This is a genomic window from Acinetobacter defluvii (assembly GCF_001704615.3).
GTDB classification, from domain to species: domain Bacteria; phylum Pseudomonadota; class Gammaproteobacteria; order Pseudomonadales; family Moraxellaceae; genus Acinetobacter; species Acinetobacter defluvii.
The window spans coordinates 757,840-781,618 of the sequence record NZ_CP029397.2; the positions used below are offsets into that span (position 1 = coordinate 757,840).

Annotated in this window: 25 protein-coding genes and 1 other RNA gene; 23 read left to right on the plus strand and 3 right to left on the minus strand. The window is 36.7% G+C overall.

The window, feature by feature from the left end; all coding sequences use genetic code 11:
• The first annotated feature begins 128 nt into the window (after positions 1-128).
• The 6 genes from filA (at position 129) to filF (ending at position 8,244) form a co-directional block, all read left to right on the plus strand.
• The gene (gene filA, locus DJ533_RS06000; RefSeq protein WP_065995423.1) at positions 129-1,013 is read left to right on the plus strand and encodes a putative pilus system protein FilA; all 885 of its coding nucleotides are present in this window, start codon (positions 129-131) and stop codon (positions 1,011-1,013) included.
• A 197-nt stretch (positions 1,014-1,210) separates the two neighbouring features.
• On the plus strand, positions 1,211-2,044 hold the full coding sequence (gene filB / locus DJ533_RS06005; RefSeq protein WP_065995422.1) for a putative pilus system C39 family peptidase FilB: 834 nt from the start codon (positions 1,211-1,213) through the stop codon (positions 2,042-2,044).
• A gap of 48 nt (positions 2,045-2,092) precedes the next feature.
• Entirely contained in the window at positions 2,093-3,310 is a 1,218-nt protein-coding gene (gene filC, locus DJ533_RS06010; protein ID WP_065995421.1) for a putative pilus system protein FilC, read from the plus strand.
• A gap of 12 nt (positions 3,311-3,322) precedes the next feature.
• Positions 3,323-4,987 (plus strand): putative pilus system OmpP1/FadL family transporter FilD, encoded by a 1,665-nt coding sequence (gene filD, locus DJ533_RS06015; RefSeq protein WP_065995420.1) that lies wholly within the window; start codon positions 3,323-3,325, stop codon positions 4,985-4,987.
• Between the two features lie 29 nt (positions 4,988-5,016).
• On the plus strand, positions 5,017-6,285 hold the full coding sequence (gene filE, locus DJ533_RS06020) for a putative pilus assembly protein FilE (RefSeq protein WP_065995419.1): 1,269 nt from the start codon (positions 5,017-5,019) through the stop codon (positions 6,283-6,285).
• 12 nt (positions 6,286-6,297) lie between these two features.
• Complete coding sequence (gene filF / locus DJ533_RS06025) at positions 6,298-8,244, plus strand: putative pilus system protein FilF (RefSeq protein WP_065995418.1); 1,947 nt, start codon at positions 6,298-6,300, stop codon at positions 8,242-8,244.
• 58 nt (positions 8,245-8,302) lie between these two features.
• Here filF and DJ533_RS06030 read toward each other — a convergent pair whose 3' ends face one another.
• A complete protein-coding gene (locus DJ533_RS06030; protein WP_089024809.1) occupies positions 8,303-8,851 on the minus strand; it encodes an NUDIX hydrolase in 549 nt (182 codons plus the stop codon).
• A 128-nt stretch (positions 8,852-8,979) separates the two neighbouring features.
• Between DJ533_RS06030 and DJ533_RS06035 the strand changes: the two genes are divergently transcribed.
• The 11 genes from DJ533_RS06035 to DJ533_RS06085 all read left to right on the plus strand — a co-directional run bounded on the left by DJ533_RS06035 (position 8,980) and on the right by DJ533_RS06085 (position 17,570).
• Positions 8,980-9,594, plus strand: coding sequence for a CoA pyrophosphatase (locus DJ533_RS06035; RefSeq protein WP_065995417.1), 615 nt, complete (start codon positions 8,980-8,982; stop codon positions 9,592-9,594).
• Positions 9,595-9,650: 56 nt separating this feature from the next.
• A complete protein-coding gene (locus tag DJ533_RS06040) occupies positions 9,651-10,181 on the plus strand; it encodes a gamma carbonic anhydrase family protein (protein ID WP_065995416.1) in 531 nt (176 codons plus the stop codon).
• A gap of 124 nt (positions 10,182-10,305) precedes the next feature.
• Positions 10,306-10,971: a tRNA (adenosine(37)-N6)-threonylcarbamoyltransferase complex dimerization subunit type 1 TsaB gene (gene tsaB, locus DJ533_RS06045; RefSeq protein WP_065995415.1), complete on the plus strand. Its 666-nt coding sequence runs from the start codon at positions 10,306-10,308 to the stop codon at positions 10,969-10,971.
• 15 nt (positions 10,972-10,986) lie between these two features.
• The gene (locus DJ533_RS06050; protein WP_065995414.1) at positions 10,987-11,811 is read left to right on the plus strand and encodes an undecaprenyl-diphosphate phosphatase; all 825 of its coding nucleotides are present in this window, start codon (positions 10,987-10,989) and stop codon (positions 11,809-11,811) included.
• Positions 11,805-12,608, plus strand: a complete 804-nt coding sequence (locus tag DJ533_RS06055; RefSeq protein WP_065995413.1) for a class I SAM-dependent methyltransferase — start codon at positions 11,805-11,807, stop codon at positions 12,606-12,608. The genes DJ533_RS06050 and DJ533_RS06055 overlap by 7 nt, the downstream gene beginning before the upstream one ends.
• A gap of 136 nt (positions 12,609-12,744) precedes the next feature.
• Positions 12,745-14,184 carry a C13 family peptidase gene (locus DJ533_RS06060; RefSeq protein WP_065995412.1) on the plus strand — a complete coding sequence of 480 codons (1,440 nt, stop codon included), beginning with the start codon at positions 12,745-12,747 and terminating at the stop codon, positions 14,182-14,184.
• 282 nt (positions 14,185-14,466) lie between these two features.
• Complete coding sequence (fghA, locus tag DJ533_RS06065; RefSeq protein ID WP_065995411.1) at positions 14,467-15,294, plus strand: S-formylglutathione hydrolase; 828 nt, start codon at positions 14,467-14,469, stop codon at positions 15,292-15,294.
• Positions 15,295-15,745: 451 nt separating this feature from the next.
• Positions 15,746-15,889 carry a zinc ribbon-containing protein gene (locus DJ533_RS18780; RefSeq protein WP_004829882.1) on the plus strand — a complete coding sequence of 48 codons (144 nt, stop codon included), beginning with the start codon at positions 15,746-15,748 and terminating at the stop codon, positions 15,887-15,889.
• A 106-nt stretch (positions 15,890-15,995) separates the two neighbouring features.
• Complete coding sequence (locus DJ533_RS06075; RefSeq protein WP_065995410.1) at positions 15,996-16,574, plus strand: DUF4126 domain-containing protein; 579 nt, start codon at positions 15,996-15,998, stop codon at positions 16,572-16,574.
• A gap of 185 nt (positions 16,575-16,759) precedes the next feature.
• Positions 16,760-16,966 carry a hypothetical protein gene (locus DJ533_RS06080; protein ID WP_065995409.1) on the plus strand — a complete coding sequence of 69 codons (207 nt, stop codon included), beginning with the start codon at positions 16,760-16,762 and terminating at the stop codon, positions 16,964-16,966.
• 154 nt (positions 16,967-17,120) lie between these two features.
• Complete coding sequence (locus tag DJ533_RS06085) at positions 17,121-17,570, plus strand: hypothetical protein (RefSeq protein ID WP_065995408.1); 450 nt, start codon at positions 17,121-17,123, stop codon at positions 17,568-17,570.
• Between the two features lie 1,218 nt (positions 17,571-18,788).
• Here DJ533_RS06085 and DJ533_RS06090 read toward each other — a convergent pair.
• The gene (locus DJ533_RS06090) at positions 18,789-19,277 is read right to left on the minus strand and encodes a hypothetical protein (RefSeq protein WP_065995407.1); all 489 of its coding nucleotides are present in this window, start codon (positions 19,275-19,277) and stop codon (positions 18,789-18,791) included.
• 169 nt (positions 19,278-19,446) lie between these two features.
• On the opposite strand from DJ533_RS06090, the gene DJ533_RS06095 reads away from it, so the two are divergent.
• The 3 genes from DJ533_RS06095 to DJ533_RS06105 all read left to right on the plus strand — a co-directional run bounded on the left by DJ533_RS06095 (position 19,447) and on the right by DJ533_RS06105 (position 21,809).
• A complete protein-coding gene (locus DJ533_RS06095) occupies positions 19,447-20,295 on the plus strand; it encodes a GGDEF domain-containing protein (protein WP_228716518.1) in 849 nt (282 codons plus the stop codon).
• Positions 20,296-20,367: 72 nt separating this feature from the next.
• Positions 20,368-21,045, plus strand: a complete 678-nt coding sequence (locus DJ533_RS06100) for an IS1595 family transposase (RefSeq protein WP_109849251.1) — start codon at positions 20,368-20,370, stop codon at positions 21,043-21,045.
• A gap of 98 nt (positions 21,046-21,143) precedes the next feature.
• Entirely contained in the window at positions 21,144-21,809 is a 666-nt protein-coding gene (locus DJ533_RS06105; protein WP_065995565.1) for an RluA family pseudouridine synthase, read from the plus strand.
• Between the two features lie 127 nt (positions 21,810-21,936).
• Here the strand turns inward: DJ533_RS06105 and smpB are convergent, their stop codons facing one another.
• Positions 21,937-22,413 carry an SsrA-binding protein SmpB gene (smpB, locus tag DJ533_RS06110; protein WP_065995566.1) on the minus strand — a complete coding sequence of 159 codons (477 nt, stop codon included), beginning with the start codon at positions 22,411-22,413 and terminating at the stop codon, positions 21,937-21,939.
• A gap of 141 nt (positions 22,414-22,554) precedes the next feature.
• On the opposite strand from smpB, the gene coaD reads away from it, so the two are divergent.
• The 3 genes from coaD (at position 22,555) to rnpB (ending at position 23,722) form a co-directional block, all read left to right on the plus strand.
• Entirely contained in the window at positions 22,555-23,046 is a 492-nt protein-coding gene (gene coaD / locus DJ533_RS06115) for a pantetheine-phosphate adenylyltransferase (protein ID WP_065995567.1), read from the plus strand.
• Position 23,047: 1 nt separating this feature from the next.
• Positions 23,048-23,311 carry a YfhL family 4Fe-4S dicluster ferredoxin gene (locus DJ533_RS06120; RefSeq protein WP_065995568.1) on the plus strand — a complete coding sequence of 88 codons (264 nt, stop codon included), beginning with the start codon at positions 23,048-23,050 and terminating at the stop codon, positions 23,309-23,311.
• A gap of 28 nt (positions 23,312-23,339) precedes the next feature.
• An RNA gene (rnpB, locus tag DJ533_RS06125) (RNase P RNA component class A) lies at positions 23,340-23,722 on the plus strand.
• Positions 23,723-23,779: the final 57 nt, after the last annotated feature.

Genomic DNA, 23,779 nt, shown 5'->3' on the forward strand with positions numbered 1-23,779 from the left:
TAAGGTTAATTTAATAGTGCAAATCGGACTACTCAAGGAAGAAAGTTTCTGTTGTACAAAAAACAAAAACAACATGAAGCGACGGCGAGTGGTTAAAAATGAAAAAAAATGCTCTTGGGAGAGTACAGATGAAATTATTTACTAAAGTTGCTTTAGTTTCTGCAGTTGCAATCAGTTCAAATGCAATGGCAATGCAAGCTATGGATGATGCGGCATTGAGCGCTACAACTGGTCAAGATGGTATTAGTATTGGTGTTAAACTTGGTTCTGGTGGTCTTTCAATTGGTAAAGTTTTAATTCATGATAATGACGGTTTAGCTGTTAATGCGACAACTGGTGGTACAGGTAAAGCAGGTGCAATTGTTTTAGGTAAAGATGCTGTTGCTGGTGTTGGCGGTGCTGCTGGTACTCCAGCTGTTGCAGGTATCAAACTTACTCAAACTGATGCAACTAAAGATTTGGCTACATTAGTTATCGATACAGATGCTGGTGATGCTACTAAAGGTGGCGCTTTCCTTAACGTTGCTGCAAACATTACAGGTATGAAAGCAGAGATTGGTCCAATCAGTGTTGCTGCTTCAGGTACAAAATCAGGCATTACTCGTGGTACAACGGGTACAGCAAATGAAATTTTATCTGGTTTAACTTTAACACTTGGTGATATTTCAGCAAATGTTCAGTTGGGTGCTACTCCTCAAGGTGCAATGATTAATTTAGATACTACAATTACTGGTGGTTTAGTAATTGATAAACTTGGTATCAAAGATGCAGCTGGCGGTGGTCAAATTTTTCTTGACAAAATTGAAGTTGCAACCACAGGTACAAATAATTTAGCTATTAATGCTGGTGTTAGTGTTAAAAATACTGGTATTGAAATTAAGCCGAATGCAATGAATATTGGTGCTTATATCACTGGTGTACATTTAGGAACTCAAACTGGTGCATCTATTGGTGATGTAGAAATTTCAGGTCTTAACTTGAGCAACTCTACAATCCGTATCGCTGGTCACTAATCAGATCGAAAGTAAAAACGCGTGATTTTTCACGCGTTTTTTTTTACTTAAATGATAGAATCAAACAAAAGTAAAAAAAAGCTGTCTTTTTTGGAAAAAACAGGTATCTTAAAGACACACGGAAGTAGAGTGTTCACTCTAAAAATAAAATTAACACTTCGGGTAATTTATTACCGATACTTGAATAGTTTAAAAATATGTTAGAGATTACTTTAGGTTCGGCAATAATTTACTATTTTGCCAGCCATGCATTAGACATCAAAGAAAAACCTACCGATGCAGTGTATTATACTGAGCTTGCAGACCCACGTAATGCATCTTTTTCACGTAATCACCGTGAAATGGTTCAAGTAAAACCCGCGCTAGAAAATCAGTTTAGAGGAATTGTTCGTCAAGCTTATGACTATAGTTGTGGTTCTGCAGCTTTAACTACGCTGTTAAATGGCTATATTGGAACGAATTTGACTGAACAACAAACTATGGAGGGTTTATTGCGTTATGGAGAATATAATCGCATTATTGAACGGCGTAGTTTCTCATTATTGGATATGAAACGTTTTGTAACAGCCATAGGTTTTGAAAGTGGTGGATATAAAGGTGAGTTTTCTGATTTAGTGAAACAACAGCAACCTGCTATCGTACCTATTTCATATGCTGGGTTTAAGCACTTTGTTGTATTTAAAGCATATAAAGATGGACGTGTCTACGTTGCAGATCCAGCTTTGGGAAATATTAGTTTTGATCAAGAGCGTTTTAAAGAAATTTGGGAAAATAATACCTTATTCTTAATTAATGTCCCTAAAGATCAGCAAAAAGATTTATTAGCATTACAAGAAGCAGATTTAAGGCATGTTGAAGATGCGACCATTAATCGGTATGCCTTAGTTGATACACAGTACTCATATGATTATATTAATAAAATTGCAGATAGAGCATCAACCATGCGTCGTGTAATTGACCAAGGTGATAACTCGGATACCAAGGGTCAGCCAATTACAACATTCATGCGACTGTATTATAAACGTAAGTAAAAGCAGATTAGAACAAATTAAAGAATCAAACTTTTAGGTAGGAATAAAATGAATAATCATTGGATGAGACGAACTTTACTCGCTGTAAGTATCCAACTTGCGATTGGTGGGGCATATGCAGCAGAAAGTTCTGAACCTGTAGTTGAATCAGTTCAAGAACAAGTCAATAGCGAGCCCGAAACTCAAGCAGCGGCATATTCAGATACAACTGCTGCTGAGCAGTCGATAGTCAGTGATGATACGCAATCGACCTCTTCATCTCAACCTGTAGAGATTGATAAGGAGGCAACGCCTTCTTTAGTTCCATCAGCAGGTTCGCAGGCTGCAGATGCGTTACAACAAAAAGAAGGGGATGCGACTCAGGAAACTAACTTGCAAGAGGTATTTACATCCAATGAGCGTCAATATTCTTTAATCAAAAAAGGTGATATTTCAGCATTTTATGATTTAGATTATTCTTATTATCGGGATCAGCAATTCAATGCTGCAATGAATGATGGGAATTTATATCAACTACGTGTTGACGAAGATGCAAGTCATACAATTACCAACACTTTCACTGCACAGTATGGCGTATTAGACAACTTAACTTTTAGTGCTTCTATCCCATTTATTGCAAAATCAGACAGCTTAAAAGATACTACCGCTGCAGGTATCGGCGATATTAACTTGGGGGCGCGTTGGGAGCCATTTCCTTTAAAAGCTGGACGTTTACCACTTATTTTATTTGGTAATATTTCAACCAAAACGGGCGATAGTCCATATGAAATCAATCCTGTGACTGAGTTATCAACAGGTAAAGGCTATTATTCTGTAGGTGTTGGAGCGAGTACACGTAAATATATTGATCCTGTTGTCCTATTTGCCTCAGTTTCAGGAAATTATGGTTTTAAAGAAACGGGATTAAATCAGGTACGTGGGGGCGGGGATGCTGGTCCTCGTATTCTAGATGAGTTTGAGCCTGGCATTACAGGGGGCTTCTCATTTGGTTTTGCTTATTCCTTTAACTATGATGTTTCAATGACAATGTCATATCAGCAAACATTTAATACCAATACTTCATTTACATATACCAATGGGGAATCCTTTAAAGCCTCAGATCAATCAAGTGGCATGTTTTCGATTGCGTTAGGGGTGCGTGTATCTCCTGAAACAATTGTAAATGGAACTTTAGGAATTGGTTTAACAGAGGATTCTCCTGATATTTCTTTAGGTTTATCTTTCCCGCTAGATATTTTAGGTTTCGGTAAGAAAAAAGCGAGCTAATGGAGAGGTGGTATGAAATACCCACGCTTACGCCCGTTAGTGACTGCGCTTTTTTTAACGGGATGTTCAACACAGGTTTTTGCACATTTAGGTTTAAACTTATCTGTTGATGTTCGCTCATTATCTATGGGGAATGCTGTAACTGCTGATCCACCAGGTATTAGTGCGATTCACTTTAACCCTGCGGCATTAACAAAATTAAAAGGGTTGCAAACAGATGTACAAGGTATTGTTGCAAACTTTGATATTCAGAAAGAGTTCAGTGCGCCACCAGGATATAATGTTTTTGGTTATTCTGATGATCCTCTGATTTGTAATGATACGCCAGATAATCCTTCTAATTTATGTACAGATTATAAAGGCTCTGTCGCTGGAGATGTGGAATATGCAAGTTTATATATTCCAATACTAAAAAAGGTAGTAGATTTAGGTGAAGGTTGGCCAGTCTTAGCCCCTACAGGCGGAATATCTTATAATCCTCCAGGTTCTAAACTGACTTATGCAACAGCGGTGTATGCGCCATTGGTGGCGGGCTTTGGCTCTGAAAATGGTAACCCTGGTAATTATATGGGGCAACAAGTAGCGATCGAACGTATTACCTATCTATCACCTTCTATCGCATATGAAGTAAATGATGAGCTATCCATCGGTGCATCGATCGGTATGTCATATAATGCGATGGCTTTAAAAACTGACCTACGTTTCCCAAATGAAATGATTGGCGTATTGCGTATGGTGGATGAGTCTGTATGTGCACCATTTAGAGAGAACTCTAACGTGATTACTGACTTATTGTTATTTGGCTTATGTAATGCGGATGAAACGATCAATCCTTTTAATAAATTTGCGTCTTTAGATGTTACTTTAGAACAAAGCTTAAGCCCAAGTTATAACCTTGGTTTGCTCTGGGAACCAACTGAAGAATTTGGTTTTGGTATGGTCTATCAAAGTGCTGCAAAAATGCGCATGAAAGGTAAGTACTTTATTGATGTTGCAAATGCACCGCGTGAGTTGATTAAAGGTTTAAACTCTTCTGCAACCGGGCAAATTCTTGCCGCAATTTTAGGTTTTCCTGGTTATATCCCACCCACAGAATCTGGTTTAATTGCGATGGATTTAGAATATCCAGCGCATTTCCAAGCTGGGGTCAAATATAAGATTTTACCTGACTTACAAGTTAATTTTGATTTGGGATGGACGGATTTTAAAGCATGGGAAAAATTCCAGTTTGAGTTTGATCGACAAATTTCAGCACTTAAAATCGCCAAACTATTATCGAATAACGTAACAGATACTTCATTATCTGTTCCTTTAGGTTTTAAATCTCCGTGGAGTTGGGGAATAGGCGTTGAATATTCTGCAACAGATCGTTTAAAACTGCGAGCAGGTTATGAACCTCGTGCAAGTGCTATTCCAAATGATAAACGTAATACCTTGGTTCCGATTAACAATGCTCAATTGTTTGGTTTAGGTTTGGGGTATCGATTTGATGAAGATACTGATATTGACTTGTCAGTTGGCTTCTTACGCAGTCGAGATAATATTCCTGCCAATACAAGTAGTATGGCCAACAAAACAGGTGTGGATAACCTTTTATTAAACCCTTACGCTGGTTTAGATGTCAAAACCAACACAAAAGTAACCATTTTGGGTCTGAATTATAGAACCAGATGGTAATATTGTTTCATAATAAGGAAATTAGCATCATGAGACTAAGTTTAATATTTTTAGCTATGAGTATTGTACCAGTAACTTATGCTGCTAATTTTTATACTATTATTGGTCCAGATGGGCGACCAATCATCGTCCAAAAACCTATAGAAAGTGAAAATAAGCAAAAAATAAAAACGCAGTCTCAAGCTGAAAAGAAGCAAAACTCACAAGCAAGTACGGCATCCTTACAACAAGCGCCTATCGCTGAAAAATCTCAGGCTACAACAGCAGTTGTTCCTTTATCCTCTCAGCAAAAACAACAAAATAGCAATCATGCAACAAATATTGCGCAAGATAAGTTGGCTGTTCAGCCTGACCAGCCAAGCCCCCAAACAACTATAAATCGTTTAGGAGATAGTTCAGGGATTAAAAAAGTTGAAACGGTTGAACAAAAAGATATACAACCCACTCATCAAGAAATTAAGCCAATATCTCCCTCTAAGCCAGCAAGTTTAACCCCCACAGAAAATAATCAAGTCATATCTTCTAATAACAAGACTGAAGTTTTCCCAGAAAAGAAAGTAGAAAAAGTACAGGAAAATAAAAAACCTGTAGATACTCCAAAAAATGCAAATATTACTGAAATTGATGGTGTTCAATATGTTAATAATGAATATTTAGAGGAGCGTGAATTTAACTTGGAAGGCAAAAAACGTTTTTATGTTATGCCTGAAACAGGTGCAATGGTTGGAGGGCGTTTTGAAACGGTTGAACGTCAAAAAGGTCTGAGCCAGTCCTTATTGGATCGGATTCGTCAACGTAAGCCTTTAGAGCATAAAGCAATTACCTTAGCGACAACATATTATCGCTTACCTAAAGAACAAGTCATACAAACTTTAGAGCAATCGTGTTTTACGGGTAAAAAAGTGGAAAAAGCAAAAACTATGTCTTTGAAAAATCAAGAAGTGAGTTTTTTTCCTGTCGCGCCTATTAAAGAAAATTTCGCCTATGAGATTGTTAAATTAGATGCAGATATCCAAAATATTTTATTTTCATCTTATGCATCCTCTCAAAAGAAACCCAGCTATTATTGGCCTTTAGTTGTATTTTTAGATGAAAAAGGCTGTGTAGTAGAGGGTGTAAGTGGCTTTAAGAATGAAGAGCAAAATGAAAGTACAACACATTATGCCTCGCTTGAAGGTGTACTTAAGAAACCAGACTCAGCACATTATTTATTTATGACCCCTTTATCGGAAGCAATCGATATTCAAAATCATGAATTAACCAATCAAGGACAAATTAAACTGAGCGTTATTCAGTAAGGATATTTAACAGTGAAAAAAAAATTTATATTACCTTTTGCTTTAACAGGTTTAGTTGCAGCACTTTCAGCATGTGGCGGTGGTGGTGAGAGTGCGGTTATTCATGAAGATCCGAACAAAGGGGTAAGCACGACTAGTAATGGTTGTGAAGATAAAGTTGATAATAAATGTCAATCTTTTGTTGTGGATTATCCAATTGCTGGGCTTAATTTTGATTGTAGTAGTGATAAAAATAATCATTTTGTGACTGAAATGGTGAGCAGTGTTGCCACGGGGGCATGTCTTGCTGGTGATAAGGTAAACTTTTATATTCAAGGTGCACAATCCTCAAGAAAAATATCTTTAGGTACGGTTGATTTGGCTAAAATTCGACCATTAAAAGTAAATAATCAGCCAGCTCAAATTAGTCTTATGGATATGGCAAATGGGCTTACCGGTAAGGCAATTGCAAGCAGTAATGTTAATGATGAAACGTTTAGAGTCCTAACGGCTTTAGTTCGCATCTTCCAAGCAGCTGGAGTTAAACAAAATATAGAAATGGTTGCTGGTGATATCCAACCATTGACTTTATCAAAAGAATTCAAAGAAGATCTTAAAAATATTGAATCTGATATTAGTGTACAAAACTTTAAGGATGGTACTTATATTGGAATTATTAAGCCTTGGTTAGATGTTAGCTCTATTACTGAAGAAACTGCACAGCAAGCGGCGGATCGTTTAATTAAACAAAATCAAGTAGGTATTTATACAACTAACTTCTTGATCTTTAGCGGTGCAAATGTTGATATTCGTGGTTTTAGTGGTAAAAGTACGATCAATAGTAAAAAAGAAACTGTTGCAAATATGTATTTGTTGACCACTCGTGAGGGGTATAGTACAGGTTATGCAATACAGTGGACAGGTGTACCAACCCAAAAAGAAACTGGGAATCAAATTAGTGATTCATTACTCAAATATGCACTTCTGACCCAAGCAAAGCCACAAAAATTAAATGCAGATGCGCAAGGTGCGTTGCTTAGTCAATATAATAATAAAATTGAAAAACCTTTTATTTTTAAATCAGTGAAAAATACAACGGATAACTTGCAGCTAATACAAGGCAGTTTAATCAATGGTAGCAACATCGCTGGTACAGAAGATATGTATAAGCGAGTTCTAAATACAGATAAAGTACCAACGGATAAAACGGTATATGGTGAATGGCGTCAAACCCAAGGCAATGAAAACTTTACTGGTACAATTGATATTTATAAGTCAAATCCTGCAACCTACTTAACCAATAAAGTTTTCCGTACGGTAAACACTGTCAAAACAGGTCAAAAATATATCTTTCCACTATATGCCAATATTATCTTTAACTTTAATGATAAAAGCATTTCCCCAGTGAAGTTAGGGATTGTAATTGATGAGCATGGCGATATTCGTACCAATATTGGTCCAAATGCGACAGCAAATGATCTGACATCAAAAGAATGTAGTACTGTAAATCCCGCAACTTATATAGACAACAATAATGTACAACAATATCGTATAGGAACAACTGGCGCTGCAAACTACACCACGACTGACCCAGATAAATCAATTACGATTCGTATGATTTTAGCCAATCCTATCTTTGGAAATATTGATGGTGCTTTGGTGGGGTTAAATGATGCAATTGTCTATTTGCCAGGCCCATCAATTAGTGAAGATAATACGTTATCGGCAGGCGGTGTGCGTTTGAATTTGCAACGTTTGTTAAGTGATGGAACGACAGAACGTGGTATCAATATTACAGGATGGAATGGGAATAAGGCGACCACTGCACAATGGGCAAATATGCAAGCAGTTTATCAAACTATCTATAATGCAGGGAATAAAGATAAAATTACTGACACACAAAAAGAGTTAGCGAAGCGTACTTTTGGTGAGTTGGATGTCGAATTACCAAGCTGTTATCAAATTAAAACTAAGCAGTAGTAAATACATCATTTAAAATAAAAAACCATCTTTCGAGATGGTTTTTTATTGCTTAAAATTAACCAGTTTGATCTAAACGTGTACCTAAGGTTTCTAAATGTGTTGGAAACTGATTATTTTTACGGTCTTCAAAATAATGACGTAAGGTTCTTTCTACACTGGGGAACGCAAGTTCAGTCCAAGGAATATCTTTTTCTTCAAACAAACGGCTTTCGATGGTTTCTTCACCTGCACCAAACTGTCCCTCAAGGATATTGCCTTTAAATAGTACATAGATTTGCCCAATTCGTGGGATATTGTACATACAATAAAGTTGTTCGATTTCAATTTCAGCTTCGGATTCTTCGCGTGTTTCTCGTGCAGCACCTTGTTCCATGGTTTCGAACAACTCCATATAGCCTGCGGGTAAAGTCCATAAACCATAGCGCGGTTCAATTGCACGGCGGCACAGTAAAACTTTGTTGTCCCAAAGTGCAAGTGCGCCACAAATCACTTTCGGATTAACATAGTGAATAGTGCCACAATGGGTACATACTTTACGAACTTTATGATCACCCAAAGGAATTTTTTCTATTGTTGTATGTCCACAGGCTGTACAAAAACGCATAGGCTTCATTGAAAATAAAAGATCACTCAGCATAACTGAATTTTAGTACTTTCGCATCATTTATAGCCTTATGTACAAAATTTCATATATGATGTCTATATAACAAAAAAGAGGTGAGTAGAGGTTTTATGCAGGAGCAATTATTAACACAAGTATTGCAGCAACGATTACGTTTTGCTAAGCGAACTTATCCTGCACAAGCTGCTGTATTAATCGCAATTACTCAAGAGCAAGATCCTAAGATTTTATTAACACGACGCTCTGCATATTTAAATAATCATGCTGGCGAAGTTTCATTTCCAGGCGGCAAAAGAGACCCAGGAGATACCAGTAATATTGTGGTGGCTTTGCGTGAGGCTTGGGAAGAAACCGCATTAAACCCATATCAAGTTACTTTGTTAGGTGACTTGCCAATGGAACGGGCACGTAGTGGTATGACAGTAAAACCTGTCGTAGGGTTGATTCCACCTGATGTCAAATTAATTGCACAGCCGACTGAAATTGACCGAATTTTTTATGCACCTTTAAAAAATCTTATGGAATCGCAACCGATCCCTTATGAAGTGCGTTTGGCACATCAATCTGTTTATTTCCCAAGTTTAAGAGTGGAAAATGAAGTAGTCTGGGGATTAACCGCACGTATTTTAATGTCTTTATTTCAGTATGGTTTGGATTATCAAAAAAATTGGCCTTTTTTACTTAATTCACCCAATTTTCATTCTCAAATAAGAAATAAAAAATAGGATTTTGCGACAAGAAGATTTACATAGGAAAATTCATTCAGATAGGAGTATTGCACATGATGTATAAGTTTAAAGGACATTCACCTAAAGCCTTACATGAGCCATTTGATGGTTGGATTGCGGACAATGCGACGGTAATTGGTCAAGTTGAACTTGGACAGAAAGTTAGTGTGTGGTATGGCGCAGTCATTCGTGGCGATAATAGCTGTATTCGAATCGGTGATTTTAGTAATGTTCAGGAGAATGCTGTTCTGCATACAGATGCTGGCATTGATTTGAATATTGGTAACTATGTGACGATTGGTCATCAAGCGATGTTACATGGCTGTACAATTGGGGATAATAGCCTGATTGGTATCAATGCTGTGGTGTTAAACAATGCAGTGATCGGCAAAAATTGTATTGTCGGCGCAAATGCATTGGTGCCAGAGGGTAAGGTGATTCCAGATAACGCTTTGGTGGTCGGCTCACCTGCACGTGTTGTCAAAACTTTGGATGATCAAGCAGAAGTGCGCTTAAAAATGAGTGCAATGCATTATGCTGCTCATTTTGAAGATTTTAAAGATTTAGAAGAAATTAATTTTTAAATTTTAGCCAAGCATTTGCTTGGCTTTTTTGTATTGAGTGTATTGGAATATACGTGGAAATAGTCGCATGAATGCTATGAGTGGAGTATCATAGTAGACATTTTTAAGACAGATTAGGTTGTGCATGAAATTGCTGGCATTGGAAACTGCCAATGAGCAGTGTTCCGTTTCAATTGTTGATGAAACAAAAACACTTTTTTTTCAACTTGATGCACGAGCAAAGGCACAAACTCAAACCATTTTACCAATGATTGAGCAAGGTTTTGCACAAACTCAAATACAAAACTCTGATTTAACTACAATCGCTTTTAGTCGTGGTCCTGGTTCATTTAGTGGTGTGCGGATCAATGCTGCAGTCACACAAGCTTTGGCTTGGGTCAATGATATTCCAGTGATTCCCGTATCGACATTACAGGCTTTGGCACAAGCAGCGTATCGTTTGCATGGACTTGTTGAAGTATCAGCAGTACTCGATGCACGTATGAAAGAAGTCTATATGGCAAGTTTTCGTTTAGATGAAAATAACATTATGCAACTTGTAGACGAAGAAAAATTATTAGATTATCAACAAGCTTCTGAATATCAAAAATTTACCTTAGTCGGCTCTGGTTCATCTTTAGTTAAGGATGGTGCGATAGAGTTTCAAGCTTCAATTGCAAATGCTGAAGATATTGCAACAATTGCACGTCAACAAGCTTTACAAAAACAATGGCTAAGCGCTGAATTGGCATTGCCTGTTTATTTGCGTGATGATGCGTGGAAAAAAATTCCAGAACAAGGTAAACCTTAATTTTTAGGATTAAATATGGATCTTTTACTGCTCTTAAAAGCAGCAATTATGGGGGTTGTTGAAGGGATCACCGAATTCCTTCCAATCTCAAGTACAGGGCATTTAATTCTTGCCTCTGAGCTGATGAACTTTTGGACCAAAGAAAAAAGTGATGTTTTTGTGATTGCCATTCAGATGGGCGCAATTGCAGCAGTTATTTATGAATACTGGGCAAAACTTTGGGGTGCTGCAACGGGTTTAGTTTCGGGCGAACCTAAAGGACGTCATTTAGGTATTAGTTTAATTCTTGCCTCGATTCCAATCATGTTGATCGGGGTGACTTTTGGACAAACAGTAAAAGAATTATTATTTAATGATATTTCAGTTGCGATCGGTTTAATTGTCGGTGGTTTGATTATTTGGTGGGTTGAGAAACATCCACCTAAGGTCAATGCACAAGAAGTTGAAAATATTTCCATTAAAGAAGCGGTTTATATTGGTTTAATTCAAGTTTTGGCTTTGATTCCTGGGACTTCTCGTTCAGGCGCAACCATTATTGGTGCAATGATGCTTGGGGTTTCACGAAAGGCTGCAACTGAGTTTTCATTTTTCTTGGGCATTCCTGTCATTATTGGTGCTGGGGTATTAGACTTATATCAAAGTTATCATGTGTTTGAAGGGACACAGGACTGGCTGGTTATAGGATTTGGGACTTTAGTATCATTTGTTTCAGCGCTGATCCTTATTCGTGTGTTAGTGGCGTATGTTGCAAAACGTGATTTCATGGTTTTTGCATGGTATCGTATCGTTTCTGGTTTGATTATTTTGTTATTTGCATTAACAGGTTGGAGATTATGGTAAGCGAGTTTCGCTTATTTGCCGAAATCAAATACTTAGAGAAAGCACAGTCTTACCAGTCTGTGCTTTCTTTACGTGGGGTTGAGGTAAAATTAGTGCAAATCGATAAATTGAATGCACGATTTTTAAGATTAAATCCTGAAATAGCATTGTGTGTTGATGAGCAGGGTTTATGGCTCTGTGCCAATGGGATGAAAATGCAGCCGGATTGGAAAGCAGAGATTCCCCGTTTAAAACGTGCCAGTTTAAAGTCGGAAATGATTGCACGTGCATGTAACTTAGCAGAGAAGCCAAAACTGATAGATGCTACAGCAGGTTTAGGACATGATAGTTTGTTGATGGCACATTTAGGTGCTGATGTGACTCTAGTTGAGCGTCATCCGATTTTATTTACCTTACTGGAAGATTCCAAAGCACAAGCTGAACACGATGCTTTTTTAGCTAAAATTGTGGCAAAAATTCATTTGGTATTTTCAGATTCGAACCAGTTTTTACAACAACAAACTGAACAGCAACATAGCTTTGATGTGGTGTATTTAGATCCCATGTTTCCACAGCGTGATCAAAATCAAAATGCCCTCAAAAAACAGGCACAAGTTAAAAAACAAATGCAGCTTCTGCATATGTTGTTGCCCGAAGATGGTGAAATGGACTTGGGAGATCATCTTTTAGTCTTAGCCCAAACTATTGCGAAGCGAGTTGTGGTAAAAAGACCAAGACTTGCTGTTTTTTTGAACGATCAACAGCCTGATCATCAATGGCAAGGAGATGCTTGTCGCTTTGATGCCTATTTTCATTGATGGCTTATGAGGATTTTGGTAACTGCCTCAAAAATCAACAGAAAAATGTTATATAGTCGAAATATACATTGATAATATTTTAAGCAAGCATAAACTAACTATGCTGATTTAAGCCACCTGCAACTATAGAAGCTTTATGATAGACCTTAAACCCTCCATTAATTTTTGGCATGATTTCAAAAGTAATCAACGTGCGGGACTTTGGTTGTTTCTTGGATCGCGTAAAGCATTACAAATTGTTCGTCCTTCTATTTTACAGTTAATTTTTTGGGGTATCTTGGGGGGCTGTGCCAATACGCTATTTAGTTGGTTAGTCGCAGGCGAGGGTGGTGTTTTTAATCGACAAGGTCTCGTCAGTTACGCTTTGTGGCCTTTTATTGCTTTAATTGTGGGGATTTTCTTATCACAACGCACTGAAAATCCTCGTTTAATGCTTGTGCCTGCCTTGTTATGGTTGGTACTAGATACGCATATCGCATTTTTACAAAGTTTTATTCAGTTTTTGGGTTCTTTGGATTACCTCCCAAATTTTACCTATGACTACCTACCTATCATTTTTATGGTGTTGTTCGTTTGGCAAAGTTTGGCGGTAGTTTGGGTGTTTGCTCGTGAGCTTCAGTGGCCGTGGTGGGAACGAGCGCTTATTATTTTAGCGACACTTTTTACTTTGGTGGTGTGGCAAATGTCGGTCAAAGACCAGCCGATTTGGAAAGTTGAAGATGTTCCACCAACTTTTGCAGAAGATGCTTTTTATGCCCAAAGCAATGTTTTAAATAAAGCACTGGAGCAAATCCAATATGGCGAGTTTGCACAGACGCATTGGTATTTTTTAGGTGTGGCAGGTGTAAGTTATCAAGATGTTTTTAAGTACGAAATCGAACGCATTAAAGAGCAGTTTGATACCCGTTTTGGTACTTTTGGACGTTCAATAGCACTGATTAATAATTTAGAAACACGTACCACAATTCCATTGGCATCAAAAACAAGTATGGAGTTAGCACTACGCCGTATTGGTCAGCAAATGAATCGTGAAAGTGATGTTTTGTTTTTATATATGACATCACATGGTTTACAAAATCAGTTCGAAATGGAAAATGATCCTTTAGATCTGAACGATGTTGATCCAAAATGGTTACGTGATACCTTAGATAAGTCAGGTATCCGTTGGAAAGTAATCGTGATTTCAGCATGTTATTCAGGAAGCTTTATTCCTGCTTTACAAGCACTTGATACCTTAATTATTACTGCATCAGCAGCAGATCGGGCATCTTTTGGGTGTTCAAATGAGGCGGATTATACTTATTTTGGACGTGCTTTTTTTGATCAAGCAATGCGTGAACAAACAACATTGAAAGCTGCATTCGAACAAGCTTCTGAAACTGTGGCAAAATGGGAAAATGCTCAAGGTTTTGAACCCTCTGAACCGCAATGGGTAATGGGTAAAAATATCGAATTGGTCTTACCTCAGTTAGAACAGCATTTATTTCCACAAAGTAACTTGTCAGCACCCAATACAGAGCAACCTCTAAGCTCAGTAACTAAAGCTACCCCCGTGTTAAATGTTGCAACGCAATAGTGAGGTAATAGATTTAAGCTAAATCTCTTAGTTGGAGAGTAATATGTTGATCATAAAAGATGGCTGTTTTTAGGCTGATTATTAATTTAATTGAGTGATTTAAGGGTTAGTATGTGCTTCATACATCCATTTTAAAATCCAATGCTTAGATTCTCTGCGATATGATGTCATCATATAAAAATATCAAGCCTGTGCATTGATATTGCTTGATTAAATCAATCTCCAATATTTTTTGCTTATTTCAGCGTCTATAGATAAATTATAATTGTAGGAGTATTCATCGTGGAAAGATTAGAAAGACATGCTTCATTTGGTGGTTGGCAGGACGTCTATAAGCACGAGTCAGATGTATTGAAGTGTTCAATGAATTTCTCAATTTATATACCATCACATGAGCAAGATGAAAAATTACCTGTAATTTATTGGCTTTCAGGTCTTACTTGTAATGAGCAAAACTTTATTACTAAAGCTGGTGCGCAAAAATATGCTGCTGAACATAAGGTAATTATTGTTGCGCCAGATACTAGTCCGAGAGGTGAGGACGTTCCAAACGATGCTGCTTATGATCTAGGACAAGGTGCAGGTTTTTATTTGAATGCAATTCAAGAACCTTGGTCAAAAAATTATAGAATGTATGATTACATTGTTGATGAGTTAAGAACTTTAATCGATCAAAATTTCCCTACAAATAAAGTTCAAAGCATTATGGGGCATAGTGCTGGAGGGCATGGCGCATTAACCATTGGCTTAAAAAATCCGAATATCTATAAAAGTATTTCTGCATTTTCTCCGATTGTGGCACCCTCTCAAGTTCCTTGGGGGCAAAAAGCATTCACCGCTTATCTTGGAACAGATCAGACGCTTTGGCAGCAATATGATACGGTTGCGCTGATCAAGGCAAATGCGGTGCAATTGCCGATTCTAATTGATCAAGGAAGTGAAGATGCATTTTTGCAAGAGCAATTAAAACCTGAGCTTTTGCTGAATGCTTGTAAAGATCAAAATTATCCAATCACTTTAAACATGCGTGAAGGATACGATCATAGTTATTATTTCATTGCGAGTTTTATTGAGCAGCATATTCAATTTCACTCCGCATTTATCAAATAACTTTAAGGCGCTGAGCAAATCGTTGAGCGCCTAAGACTTATTTTTTGTAATTTTTCAGAAATAAAGGCAATTATAAATCGAATAAAATATAACAAATTGTTAACTGTATATTGTCTAAGTGATGTTCAGGTGCATCATCTAAATTTTTAAAATTCGTTTTTTATGCAAATGTGCTTTAAAAAATATTATTAAAACAACAATTTAAAAACTTTTAATTTTGATATAAGTGTTTGTAATAATTAAATATATTAAAATAGTTAAAAGTGAAATATAAGTTAAAGCTACTAAAATATTTTGAATTTAAGTATTCAACGAATATCGATAGTCAAATTTTATTTGAAAATCATGTTTAGCCTAAATGCCAATATCAATTGGCGAAATGATCAATAGACATTCATCACAAGAGGGTTATACTGATCCTACCATTTCTAAAATCATATGGAGAACAAAAATGGTTACTGCTGGTCAAAAACCTGGAACAGGCTTCTATTTTTGTGTTCAATGCGGACACCGTGTCTACTTAGAAATTGGTACTGATCGTTTACCTCCGTGTACCAAATGCCTTGGCAATCAATTTAACAACAAGAATGCCTAAGCAGCACAAGCAAAACAGCTATTTCCTGTTTTAAAAAAAGCCCTATTACTCAATAGGGCTTTTTGCTAACTTATTAGCATAAATATCAAATGGGCAGACAAACAGCATGGAAACAAGTCTTGGTTTATGTATCGGCATTGGTTTAAGTGCTGCTTGCGGTTTTCGCGTTTTTGTACCTTTATTGGTCATGAGTATCGCAGCGTTGATTGGATGGTTTGAACCCATGAAAGGCTTTGAATGGTTAGCCTTACCATCCGTGTGTATTGCTCTGGGGATCGCAACACTTTGCGAAATTGCAGCATATTACATTCCTTGGGTCGATAATGCTTTAGATAGTATTGCGACACCTGCTGCGATGGTCGCAGGTACATTAAGCACGATGGCGGTCAGTAGTGGGGAAATGTCTCAATTTGCAGCTTGGGCAGCAGCCATTATTGTAGGAGGTGGTACAGCGACTGCAGTACAAATGAGCACAGTTGCAGTACGTGGTGTGTCTACCGCAACAACGGGTGGAATTGCTAATCCCATCGTATCTACTGCTGAATGGATTGGGGCAATCCTAGTATCAATCTTGTCTTTTCTTGTTCCTGTCTTGGTGGTGATCGTGGGTGTGATAATGATGATTTGGGTTGTACGTTGGGTGCGTTCAAAAAGCAAAAATAAGATTAATCCATCAGCCTTATAAATTGAGAATAATTCAATACTTATCCAGTATTTTTCTTATATATTTTGAAAAATATTAAAATAAAATTTTATCTAAAAAGTTTGATTTTTATTGATAAAGAGCTTAATTTTAAGTTGTGGTTAAACACATAATTTTTTTATGGTTTTCTTGTTGTTGAATTTTATAAAAATAATTTGGGGAATGACATGATTAAATTTATTGTAGATGAAAATCCGTTAGTCAACGGATCATATCAAATGCATAATGCAACCCTCGGCTGTGTGGATATGCCGAAGTTAGATAATCAAATTTTAATCGGTTATTTTGCCGATTTTGAACTTGCACATAAAAGAGCCAGAATGAATTGGCCCAAAGAAAAAATAGAGGCATGTAAAAAATGTTGTGTCTTTTAATCTATTAACCATTTAATTTTAATGGTATTTTTTTGTTTGTTATGCACAAATAGACTTGCGTAAAAATGGGCTATGATTTGTTTATTCATCGGAAATTCAAAGGATTAGCCTCAATTAATTGTTAAGATGTTCCTGTTTAACAGGATGAATAACAATGAAAACATTTGATTTAGTGATTCATACACCGAAAAACTTACAAGAAGGTGGTGATGAAGCATCAGGGAAATTGACAGCAATTCAAACATTAATCAAATTTGATAATATAAACTGGCGACAACTTTTGGTACGTCAACTTCAATTTGATGGTGATAATGCGAGTTTTACTGTGACTGATTTGGAAACAGAGCAAACGCTAAAATTAAGCTTAAATGCATTTTCGCGCTCGGCTGATTTAGAATTTAGAATCGAAAGTGACATTGTGGTTATCACGCCACAAAAAGATGTCTTTGGCTTAATTACGCGTAAAATTAAAGACTACATTGATTTCAAAAATATTGATTTTGGTACAGCACGACAATATTTATTATATTTTTTAAATGGTGAAAGTGACGTTTTGGCACAATGCTATAAACAAACTAAAGTTAAGACTTCACTCAGCCATTAAACTTTTTTGAAAACCTTAAACTGAAGCTTATACAATTTGACGTTAAAAATTCGAAAAAATGATGATTTTAAGCATAAAAAATTAGGTTATTTTTATAGATTTGGAAAAAAATATGCTTTAAAGCTATTTTTGTGGAAATTTTTTTTAAAATTTTAATGAAAAGGTAAAACTTAGGAAATTAATCCCGCTCAGATTTGACTATTATAAATCGCAAGGGTGTGATGGGATCGAAAAGAGTAGCCTGCTACCAGTTGCGTACAACGTGTGTGTAGTACAAATCTACAAGATCTCGATTCGGCTTAGGACGCTATAGACCAAAAGTTTATAGGCAATAGGATTAAAACTTACCAAGTTTTAATAGTTGAAGTAAACCATATGATGTTTTCCCAAATACCCTAAAAAATTCTCAGCAAAATTATAAGATAAACAAAAATAGCCATACATTTATCAAGCACCATTTTAGTTTAAAATATACGAGCTATTTTTTGCATACTGTCCATAGAGCATTTTCATTTTTGCTTTTAACTAAATTACTTTTGTCATCAATTTTAATTTCTAATAATCCTTGGCAATTTGCATGCAATTATAAAAGTTAGTTTGGCATTCAGTAGATATTTTCTAATGTATAGAAGTGTACTACTTCACATTTACATCTAATCTTTGGAAAATTAGAGTTTTGATACAGAAAAATATCTCATTTTTAGCGATAAATAGCGTAAAAAAATGCATAAATCAGGCTTAATTGGAAATTTTTTTTGATATTTATAAAATAGTGAAAAATATTTTCAAATTTAGTGAAAATATTGCATTCTTAGGGAATTAATCCCGTATTCATTTTACTATGATAGATCGCAAGGGTGTGATGGGATCGAAAAGAGTAGCCTGCTACCAGTTGCGTACAACGTGTGTGTAGTACAAATCCACAAGATCTCGATTCGGCTTAGGACGCTATAGACCAAAAGTTTATAGGCAATAGGATTAAAACTTACCAAGTTTTAATAGTTGAAGTAAACAACATGATGTTTTCCTGAACGCCCCAGAAATTTTAAAAATAAGAAAGATTAAATAAATTGTGTTATGAATTTAAAATGATAATTGTTCCTATTAAAAATTACTTTTCTCGTAAAATCAGAATAAATTTTTATAATGTTTAAGTCAAAACCCAATTAAATCAAGGTAAAAAATTACCTTGATTTAAAATTAATAACAATATGGTGGTTATGGATTTGAAATTAAAAGCTGCATCTTTTCAGAGGCTTGCTGTGTCGTTAAAGCAGGAAGCAATGACGGATTACTTGGATAAGCTGTTCCATCAAAAGTTAATTGCACTGCGCCTAAACCACGGGATTGGACGATGAGATTTTTCCACCCATGACTTTTTTGTTGGCTGACGTAAACTGGTGGGTTAGTCACAGTAGTTTTATTAACCAATTTAAACTGCTGATTTGGTAATCCTTGATAAATTAATAAGGTACAGCCACCAGAACCACACCAATCTAAACCTTGTAATAATACCACAGCATCAGATTGACCATCTTGATTTAAGTCATGAAAAGCCGATAGATATTGGGTTTTGTCTTGCGTATATTGATATACACTTTGTTGTAAAGTATGTTGCGCAGATGGATGGAGAGTTTTAGGTGATTGTTCGCCTACAGCTGTGCAACCAGTAAGGCATAATATAATGCCTAAATTTAAAAGTTTCATCTTTATATAACTGTTTAAATACCCTATTTAGTCAGCCTATTATACAAACTTTTATTGATGCTACTTACCAAACTTGATCCGAATCCACAACTGATGAATCAATTAAACAATTTAAACTTAGTAAAAATGCTAAATTTAGTTCTAGGTATTTTAATTGAAAATTGAGAGTATGAATAAGATGAAAATCCTTGAAAAACTACTTTCAACACATGCATTGCTTCGTCGAATGATTATTCTCTTGATTATTTTCATTTGGGGATGGATCGATATTGTGACAGGTTATGAATACTCTTTTGCAGTCTTTTATTTAGTGCCGATTTCAATTGCAGCTTGGTTTGATAATAAAAAAGTAACGATCATCACTATTCTTGTTTCAGGTTTGACTTGGTTGTATGCAGATTTTATTTCTGGACATCAATATAAACATATTGCTGCTCCTTATTGGAATGCGATTGCACGTTTAGGTTTTTTTAGTGTTGTGGCTTTTCTATTAATCAAAGTACGTGAAAATTTAACTGCAATGACCAGGATGGCGATGCAAGACAATTTAACAACTTTAAATAATACACGTGCTTTTGCTATTCAATACCAGCAACTACGCGAAGGTAAAATCAGAGGAAGGCAAAAAATAGCGGTAGCATTGATTGATATGGATGGCTTTAAAGCAGTCAATGATCAACATGGTCATAGTAAAGGTGATGATGTGCTGATTACATTTGCACAGGTTTTAAAAAGTGTAGCACGTTCAAGTGATATTGTGGCGCGTATGGGCGGTGATGAATTTATTATGCTCCTCAAAGATACTGATCAAAAAGGTGCAGAGGTTTTTGAAACACGCTTACGTGAAGCTTTTTTAATGAGTGGTTTGAAACGTCAATACGGTGTAGATTTTAGTATGGGGATTCGTATTTTTGATGAATTGCCTAAAAATTTAGACGATGCTACTCATCAAGCAGATCAGTTAATGTATCAGTCTAAAGCACACGGCAAATCACAAACTACGATCTGTATGGCTTAATATCGAATCTAATGCTTATATTTTAGGGGCTTAGGAAGTAAACATATCTAAATTATATGGTAACTTCCTAATATGAAACATAGAAATAGATACTATTTGCGTTCTAAAATTACAGAAGCGAAATTCAGACAGATTATTCGCTTTTTTGCCATGGATTTTACTGCTACAGACACCGCTGAATTAACCAATATTTCTGTCCGATCTATCAATTCTATCTTCATCAAAATTCGTCATAAAATAGCCCAAGCTTGTGAAGAAATTTCTCCTTTTGAAGGTGTGGTTGAGCTTGATGAATCTTACTTTGGGGCACGTCGTGTTCGTGGTAAACGGGGACGTGGTGCTTCAGGAAAAACGATCGTTTTTGGATTACTAAAACGAGAAGGTAATGTCTATACAGAAATTATATCTGATTGCTCCAAAGTCACGCTGCAAGGGATTGTCAGAGGTCATATTGAGCTGGACTCAGTGATTAATACTGATGGATGGCGTGGTTATGATGGTCTGGTAGATTTGGGCTTCAATAAGCATTTACGTGTTAATCATGGCAACAATGAGTTTGCATGTGGTGATCGGCATATAAACGGGATTGAATCATTTTGGGGATATGCAAAAAAGCGTTTAATTAAATTCAATGGAATTGACAAGAAAATGTTTTATCTGCATCTTAAAGAGACGGAGTATCGCTTCAATCATCGGCACAATAATTTGTACCTCAATTTGCTTAAACTACTCCGTGAAAATCCTCTTTAGCTTCCTAAGCCCCTATTTTATTTACGATCAGTGTTGATAAATTTTGTATTTAGAAATTAAAATTCGCTCCTGATTTAAGTTAAAAATTGGTTTTTACCATGCCTTTAGATGATAACTTTGTGTATATGCCTCCTCAAGAGCCACTTAAAATTTTGTATGAAGATGCGGATTTGGTGGTGATTGAAAAGCCAGCAGGTTTGTTATCTGTTCCAGGACGCTTGCCTGAGCATCATGATAGTGCCTATTTTCGTGTATTAGATAAATTTCCAAACGCAAAAATTACTCACCGTTTAGATATGGCGACGTCAGGGATTCTTATGTTTGCTAAACATCGAGATGCGGAAGTGGCTGTCAGTAAAATGTTTCAAGCCAGAAGCGTACACAAAAACTATATTGCTTTGGTTCAGGGGCGGTTGTTAGGTGAGGGCAGTGTGGATGTGCCTTTGATTACTGATTGGGAGAATCGTCCTCGTCAGATGGTTCATTTTGAGTTAGGAAAGCCAGCAAAAACCTTGTACCAAGCGCTAAGTTATGATGTAGAACAAGCGATTACTCGTGTTTTGCTGACGCCTATTACTGGACGTTCACATCAGCTACGTGTGCATATGATGCATATTGGGCATCCAATTACAGGGGATAAAATTTATCACCCTGAACCTAGCCGTAGCCCATTAAAACGAATGGCTTTACATGCCAGTTATTTGGCATTTACTCAGCCTTTAAGCGGTGAGCAGGTTGAGATTCAGGGGAATGTGCCTTTTTAGTCATAGCGTTGATTTAAATATACGCTATGACGCATTGAATGAGATTATAAAAAACACCAGTAAAAACGTATATGTTTCCCTTATTGCGATACGTTATTCGGGGAAATCACATTTTTATTTAAGCTCATTATTTATGAAAAATACGCGCTTTATCTCGTTGCCAATCACGGTCTTTTTCAGTGGCACGTTTGTCATGCAACTGCTTACCTTTTACCAAAGCAATTTCAATTTTAACCAAATGACCTTTCCAATAACAGGCTAAAGGTACACAAGAGTAGCCTTTTTGATTGACGGCACCTTGTAGTTTTTCGATTTCACGCTTAGAAAGCAGTAGCTTACGTGTACGAGTTGCTTCAGGAACAACATGTGTAGACGCAGACAACAGCGGTTGAATCTGTGAACCAAACAAAAATGCTTCGTTATTTTTAAAAATAATATAACTTTCGGTAATGGTCATACGTCCAGCACGTAAAGATTTGACTTCCCAACCTTGTAAAGCCAAACCTGCTTCAAATTTTTCCTCAATAAAATAATCATGGCGAGCACGTTTATTTTGTGCAATGGTGCCACTATTATTTTTCTTTACCACAATATTTTTAGACATAATTCAAAAATTCCAAGATTAATCCTATTTTGCCTCAAACTTGACTGTAGGTGAAGTGCTTTCATTTGCAATGAGATGGTTCGCTTAAAAATAAGTTTTTGTTAAACTATATGCCTACATAAACAACTAGAGTAAAAATGGATGTCTAAAACTCGTGTCATCTATCCTGGAACATTTGATCCTATTACCAATGGGCATATCGATTTAGTTTCCCGTGCATCAAAAATGTTTGATGAAGTCGTAGTCGCGATTGCAATTGGACATCATAAAAATCCTGTATTTACTTTAGAAGAGCGTGTGGCATTGGCGCAAAAGTCTTTAAGTCATCTGCCAAATGTTGAATTTGTTGGTTTTGATGGACTTTTGGTGAGTTTTTTTAATGAGCAAAAAGCAACTGCTGTTTTACGTGGTTTAAGAGCAGTTTCTGATTTTGAATATGAATTTCAGTTGGCAAATATGAACCGTCAACTGGATGCAAAATTCGAAGCTGTATTTTTAACACCTTCTGAGCAATATTCATTTATTTCATCAACATTGGTGCGTGAAATAGCGCGTTTAAAAGGTGATGTGACCAAGTTCGTACCACAAACCGTGGTTGAGGCTTTTGAACGCAAACATCAACAAGGTTGGTAGAGTGTCTTTATATATAACTGATGAATGCATCAACTGTGATGTGTGTGAGCCTGTTTGTCCAAATGAGGCGATTTTCATGGGTGAAGTCATTTATGAAATTAATCCTGATTTGTGTACAGAATGTGTGGGGCATCATGATCAGCCACAGTGTGCCTTATTTTGTCCTGTAGATTGTATTCCTTCCGATCCAAATCATGAAGAGAGCCAAGAGCAGTTGATGGATAAGTATAAAAAACTAATTGCTCAAAAAAGTGCGAGCAATTGAGTTGAAAATTTGCTAATATGCGCCCCTTGAAGTGAGCCAAACGATCGCTGCTGTGGAGATCTCCGTGATTGAAGCAGGGGAGGAAAGTCCGGGCTTCATAGGGCAGGGTGCCAGGTAACGCCTGGGCGGTGAAAGCCGACGGCAAGTGCAGCAGAGAGTAGACCGCCATCTTTGCAATTTCCTTTTGAGGAAACCAAGAAAGAGGGTAAGGGTGAAAGGGTGCGGTAAGAGCGCACCGCGTGTCTGGTAACAGTTCACGGCAAGGTAAACCCCACCAGAAGCAAGACCAAATAGGAATCCTGAGGTACGGCCCGTACTGGATTCGGGTAGGTCGCTTGAGCGTATGAGTGATTGTACGCCTAGAGGAATGATCGTTCTCGACAGAACCCGGCTTATCGGCTCACTTCAAATAAATTTTTAAAATTAGTGCTTGACGTAGTGGTGATTACAACACATAATGCGCGCACA

Excerpts from the sequence above, each read along its gene's own strand:
- filA (WP_065995423.1), top strand. The coding sequence starts at position 129 with ATGAAATTATTTACTAAAGTTGCTTTAGTTTCTGCAGTTGCAATCAGT.
- filB (WP_065995422.1), top strand. The coding sequence starts at position 1,211 with ATGTTAGAGATTACTTTAGGTTCGGCAATAATTTACTATTTTGCCAGC.
- filC (WP_065995421.1), top strand. The coding sequence starts at position 2,093 with ATGAATAATCATTGGATGAGACGAACTTTACTCGCTGTAAGTATCCAA.
- filD (WP_065995420.1), top strand. The coding sequence starts at position 3,323 with ATGAAATACCCACGCTTACGCCCGTTAGTGACTGCGCTTTTTTTAACG.
- filE (WP_065995419.1), top strand. The coding sequence starts at position 5,017 with ATGAGACTAAGTTTAATATTTTTAGCTATGAGTATTGTACCAGTAACT.
- DJ533_RS06030 (WP_089024809.1), bottom strand. The coding sequence starts at position 8,851 with ATGCGTTTTTGTACAGCCTGTGGACATACAACAATAGAAAAAATTCCT.
- DJ533_RS06035 (WP_065995417.1), top strand. The coding sequence starts at position 8,980 with ATGCAGGAGCAATTATTAACACAAGTATTGCAGCAACGATTACGTTTT.
- DJ533_RS06040 (WP_065995416.1), top strand. The coding sequence starts at position 9,651 with ATGATGTATAAGTTTAAAGGACATTCACCTAAAGCCTTACATGAGCCA.
- tsaB (WP_065995415.1), top strand. The coding sequence starts at position 10,306 with ATGAAATTGCTGGCATTGGAAACTGCCAATGAGCAGTGTTCCGTTTCA.
- DJ533_RS06050 (WP_065995414.1), top strand. The coding sequence starts at position 10,987 with ATGGATCTTTTACTGCTCTTAAAAGCAGCAATTATGGGGGTTGTTGAA.
- DJ533_RS06055 (WP_065995413.1), top strand. The coding sequence starts at position 11,805 with ATGGTAAGCGAGTTTCGCTTATTTGCCGAAATCAAATACTTAGAGAAA.
- DJ533_RS06060 (WP_065995412.1), top strand. The coding sequence starts at position 12,745 with ATGATAGACCTTAAACCCTCCATTAATTTTTGGCATGATTTCAAAAGT.
- DJ533_RS18780 (WP_004829882.1), top strand. The coding sequence starts at position 15,746 with ATGGTTACTGCTGGTCAAAAACCTGGAACAGGCTTCTATTTTTGTGTT.
- DJ533_RS06075 (WP_065995410.1), top strand. The coding sequence starts at position 15,996 with ATGGAAACAAGTCTTGGTTTATGTATCGGCATTGGTTTAAGTGCTGCT.
- DJ533_RS06080 (WP_065995409.1), top strand. The coding sequence starts at position 16,760 with ATGATTAAATTTATTGTAGATGAAAATCCGTTAGTCAACGGATCATAT.
- DJ533_RS06085 (WP_065995408.1), top strand. The coding sequence starts at position 17,121 with ATGAAAACATTTGATTTAGTGATTCATACACCGAAAAACTTACAAGAA.
- DJ533_RS06090 (WP_065995407.1), bottom strand. The coding sequence starts at position 19,277 with ATGAAACTTTTAAATTTAGGCATTATATTATGCCTTACTGGTTGCACA.
- DJ533_RS06095 (WP_228716518.1), top strand. The coding sequence starts at position 19,447 with ATGAATAAGATGAAAATCCTTGAAAAACTACTTTCAACACATGCATTG.
- DJ533_RS06100 (WP_109849251.1), top strand. The coding sequence starts at position 20,368 with ATGAAACATAGAAATAGATACTATTTGCGTTCTAAAATTACAGAAGCG.
- DJ533_RS06105 (WP_065995565.1), top strand. The coding sequence starts at position 21,144 with ATGCCTTTAGATGATAACTTTGTGTATATGCCTCCTCAAGAGCCACTT.
- smpB (WP_065995566.1), bottom strand. The coding sequence starts at position 22,413 with ATGTCTAAAAATATTGTGGTAAAGAAAAATAATAGTGGCACCATTGCA.
- coaD (WP_065995567.1), top strand. The coding sequence starts at position 22,555 with ATGTCTAAAACTCGTGTCATCTATCCTGGAACATTTGATCCTATTACC.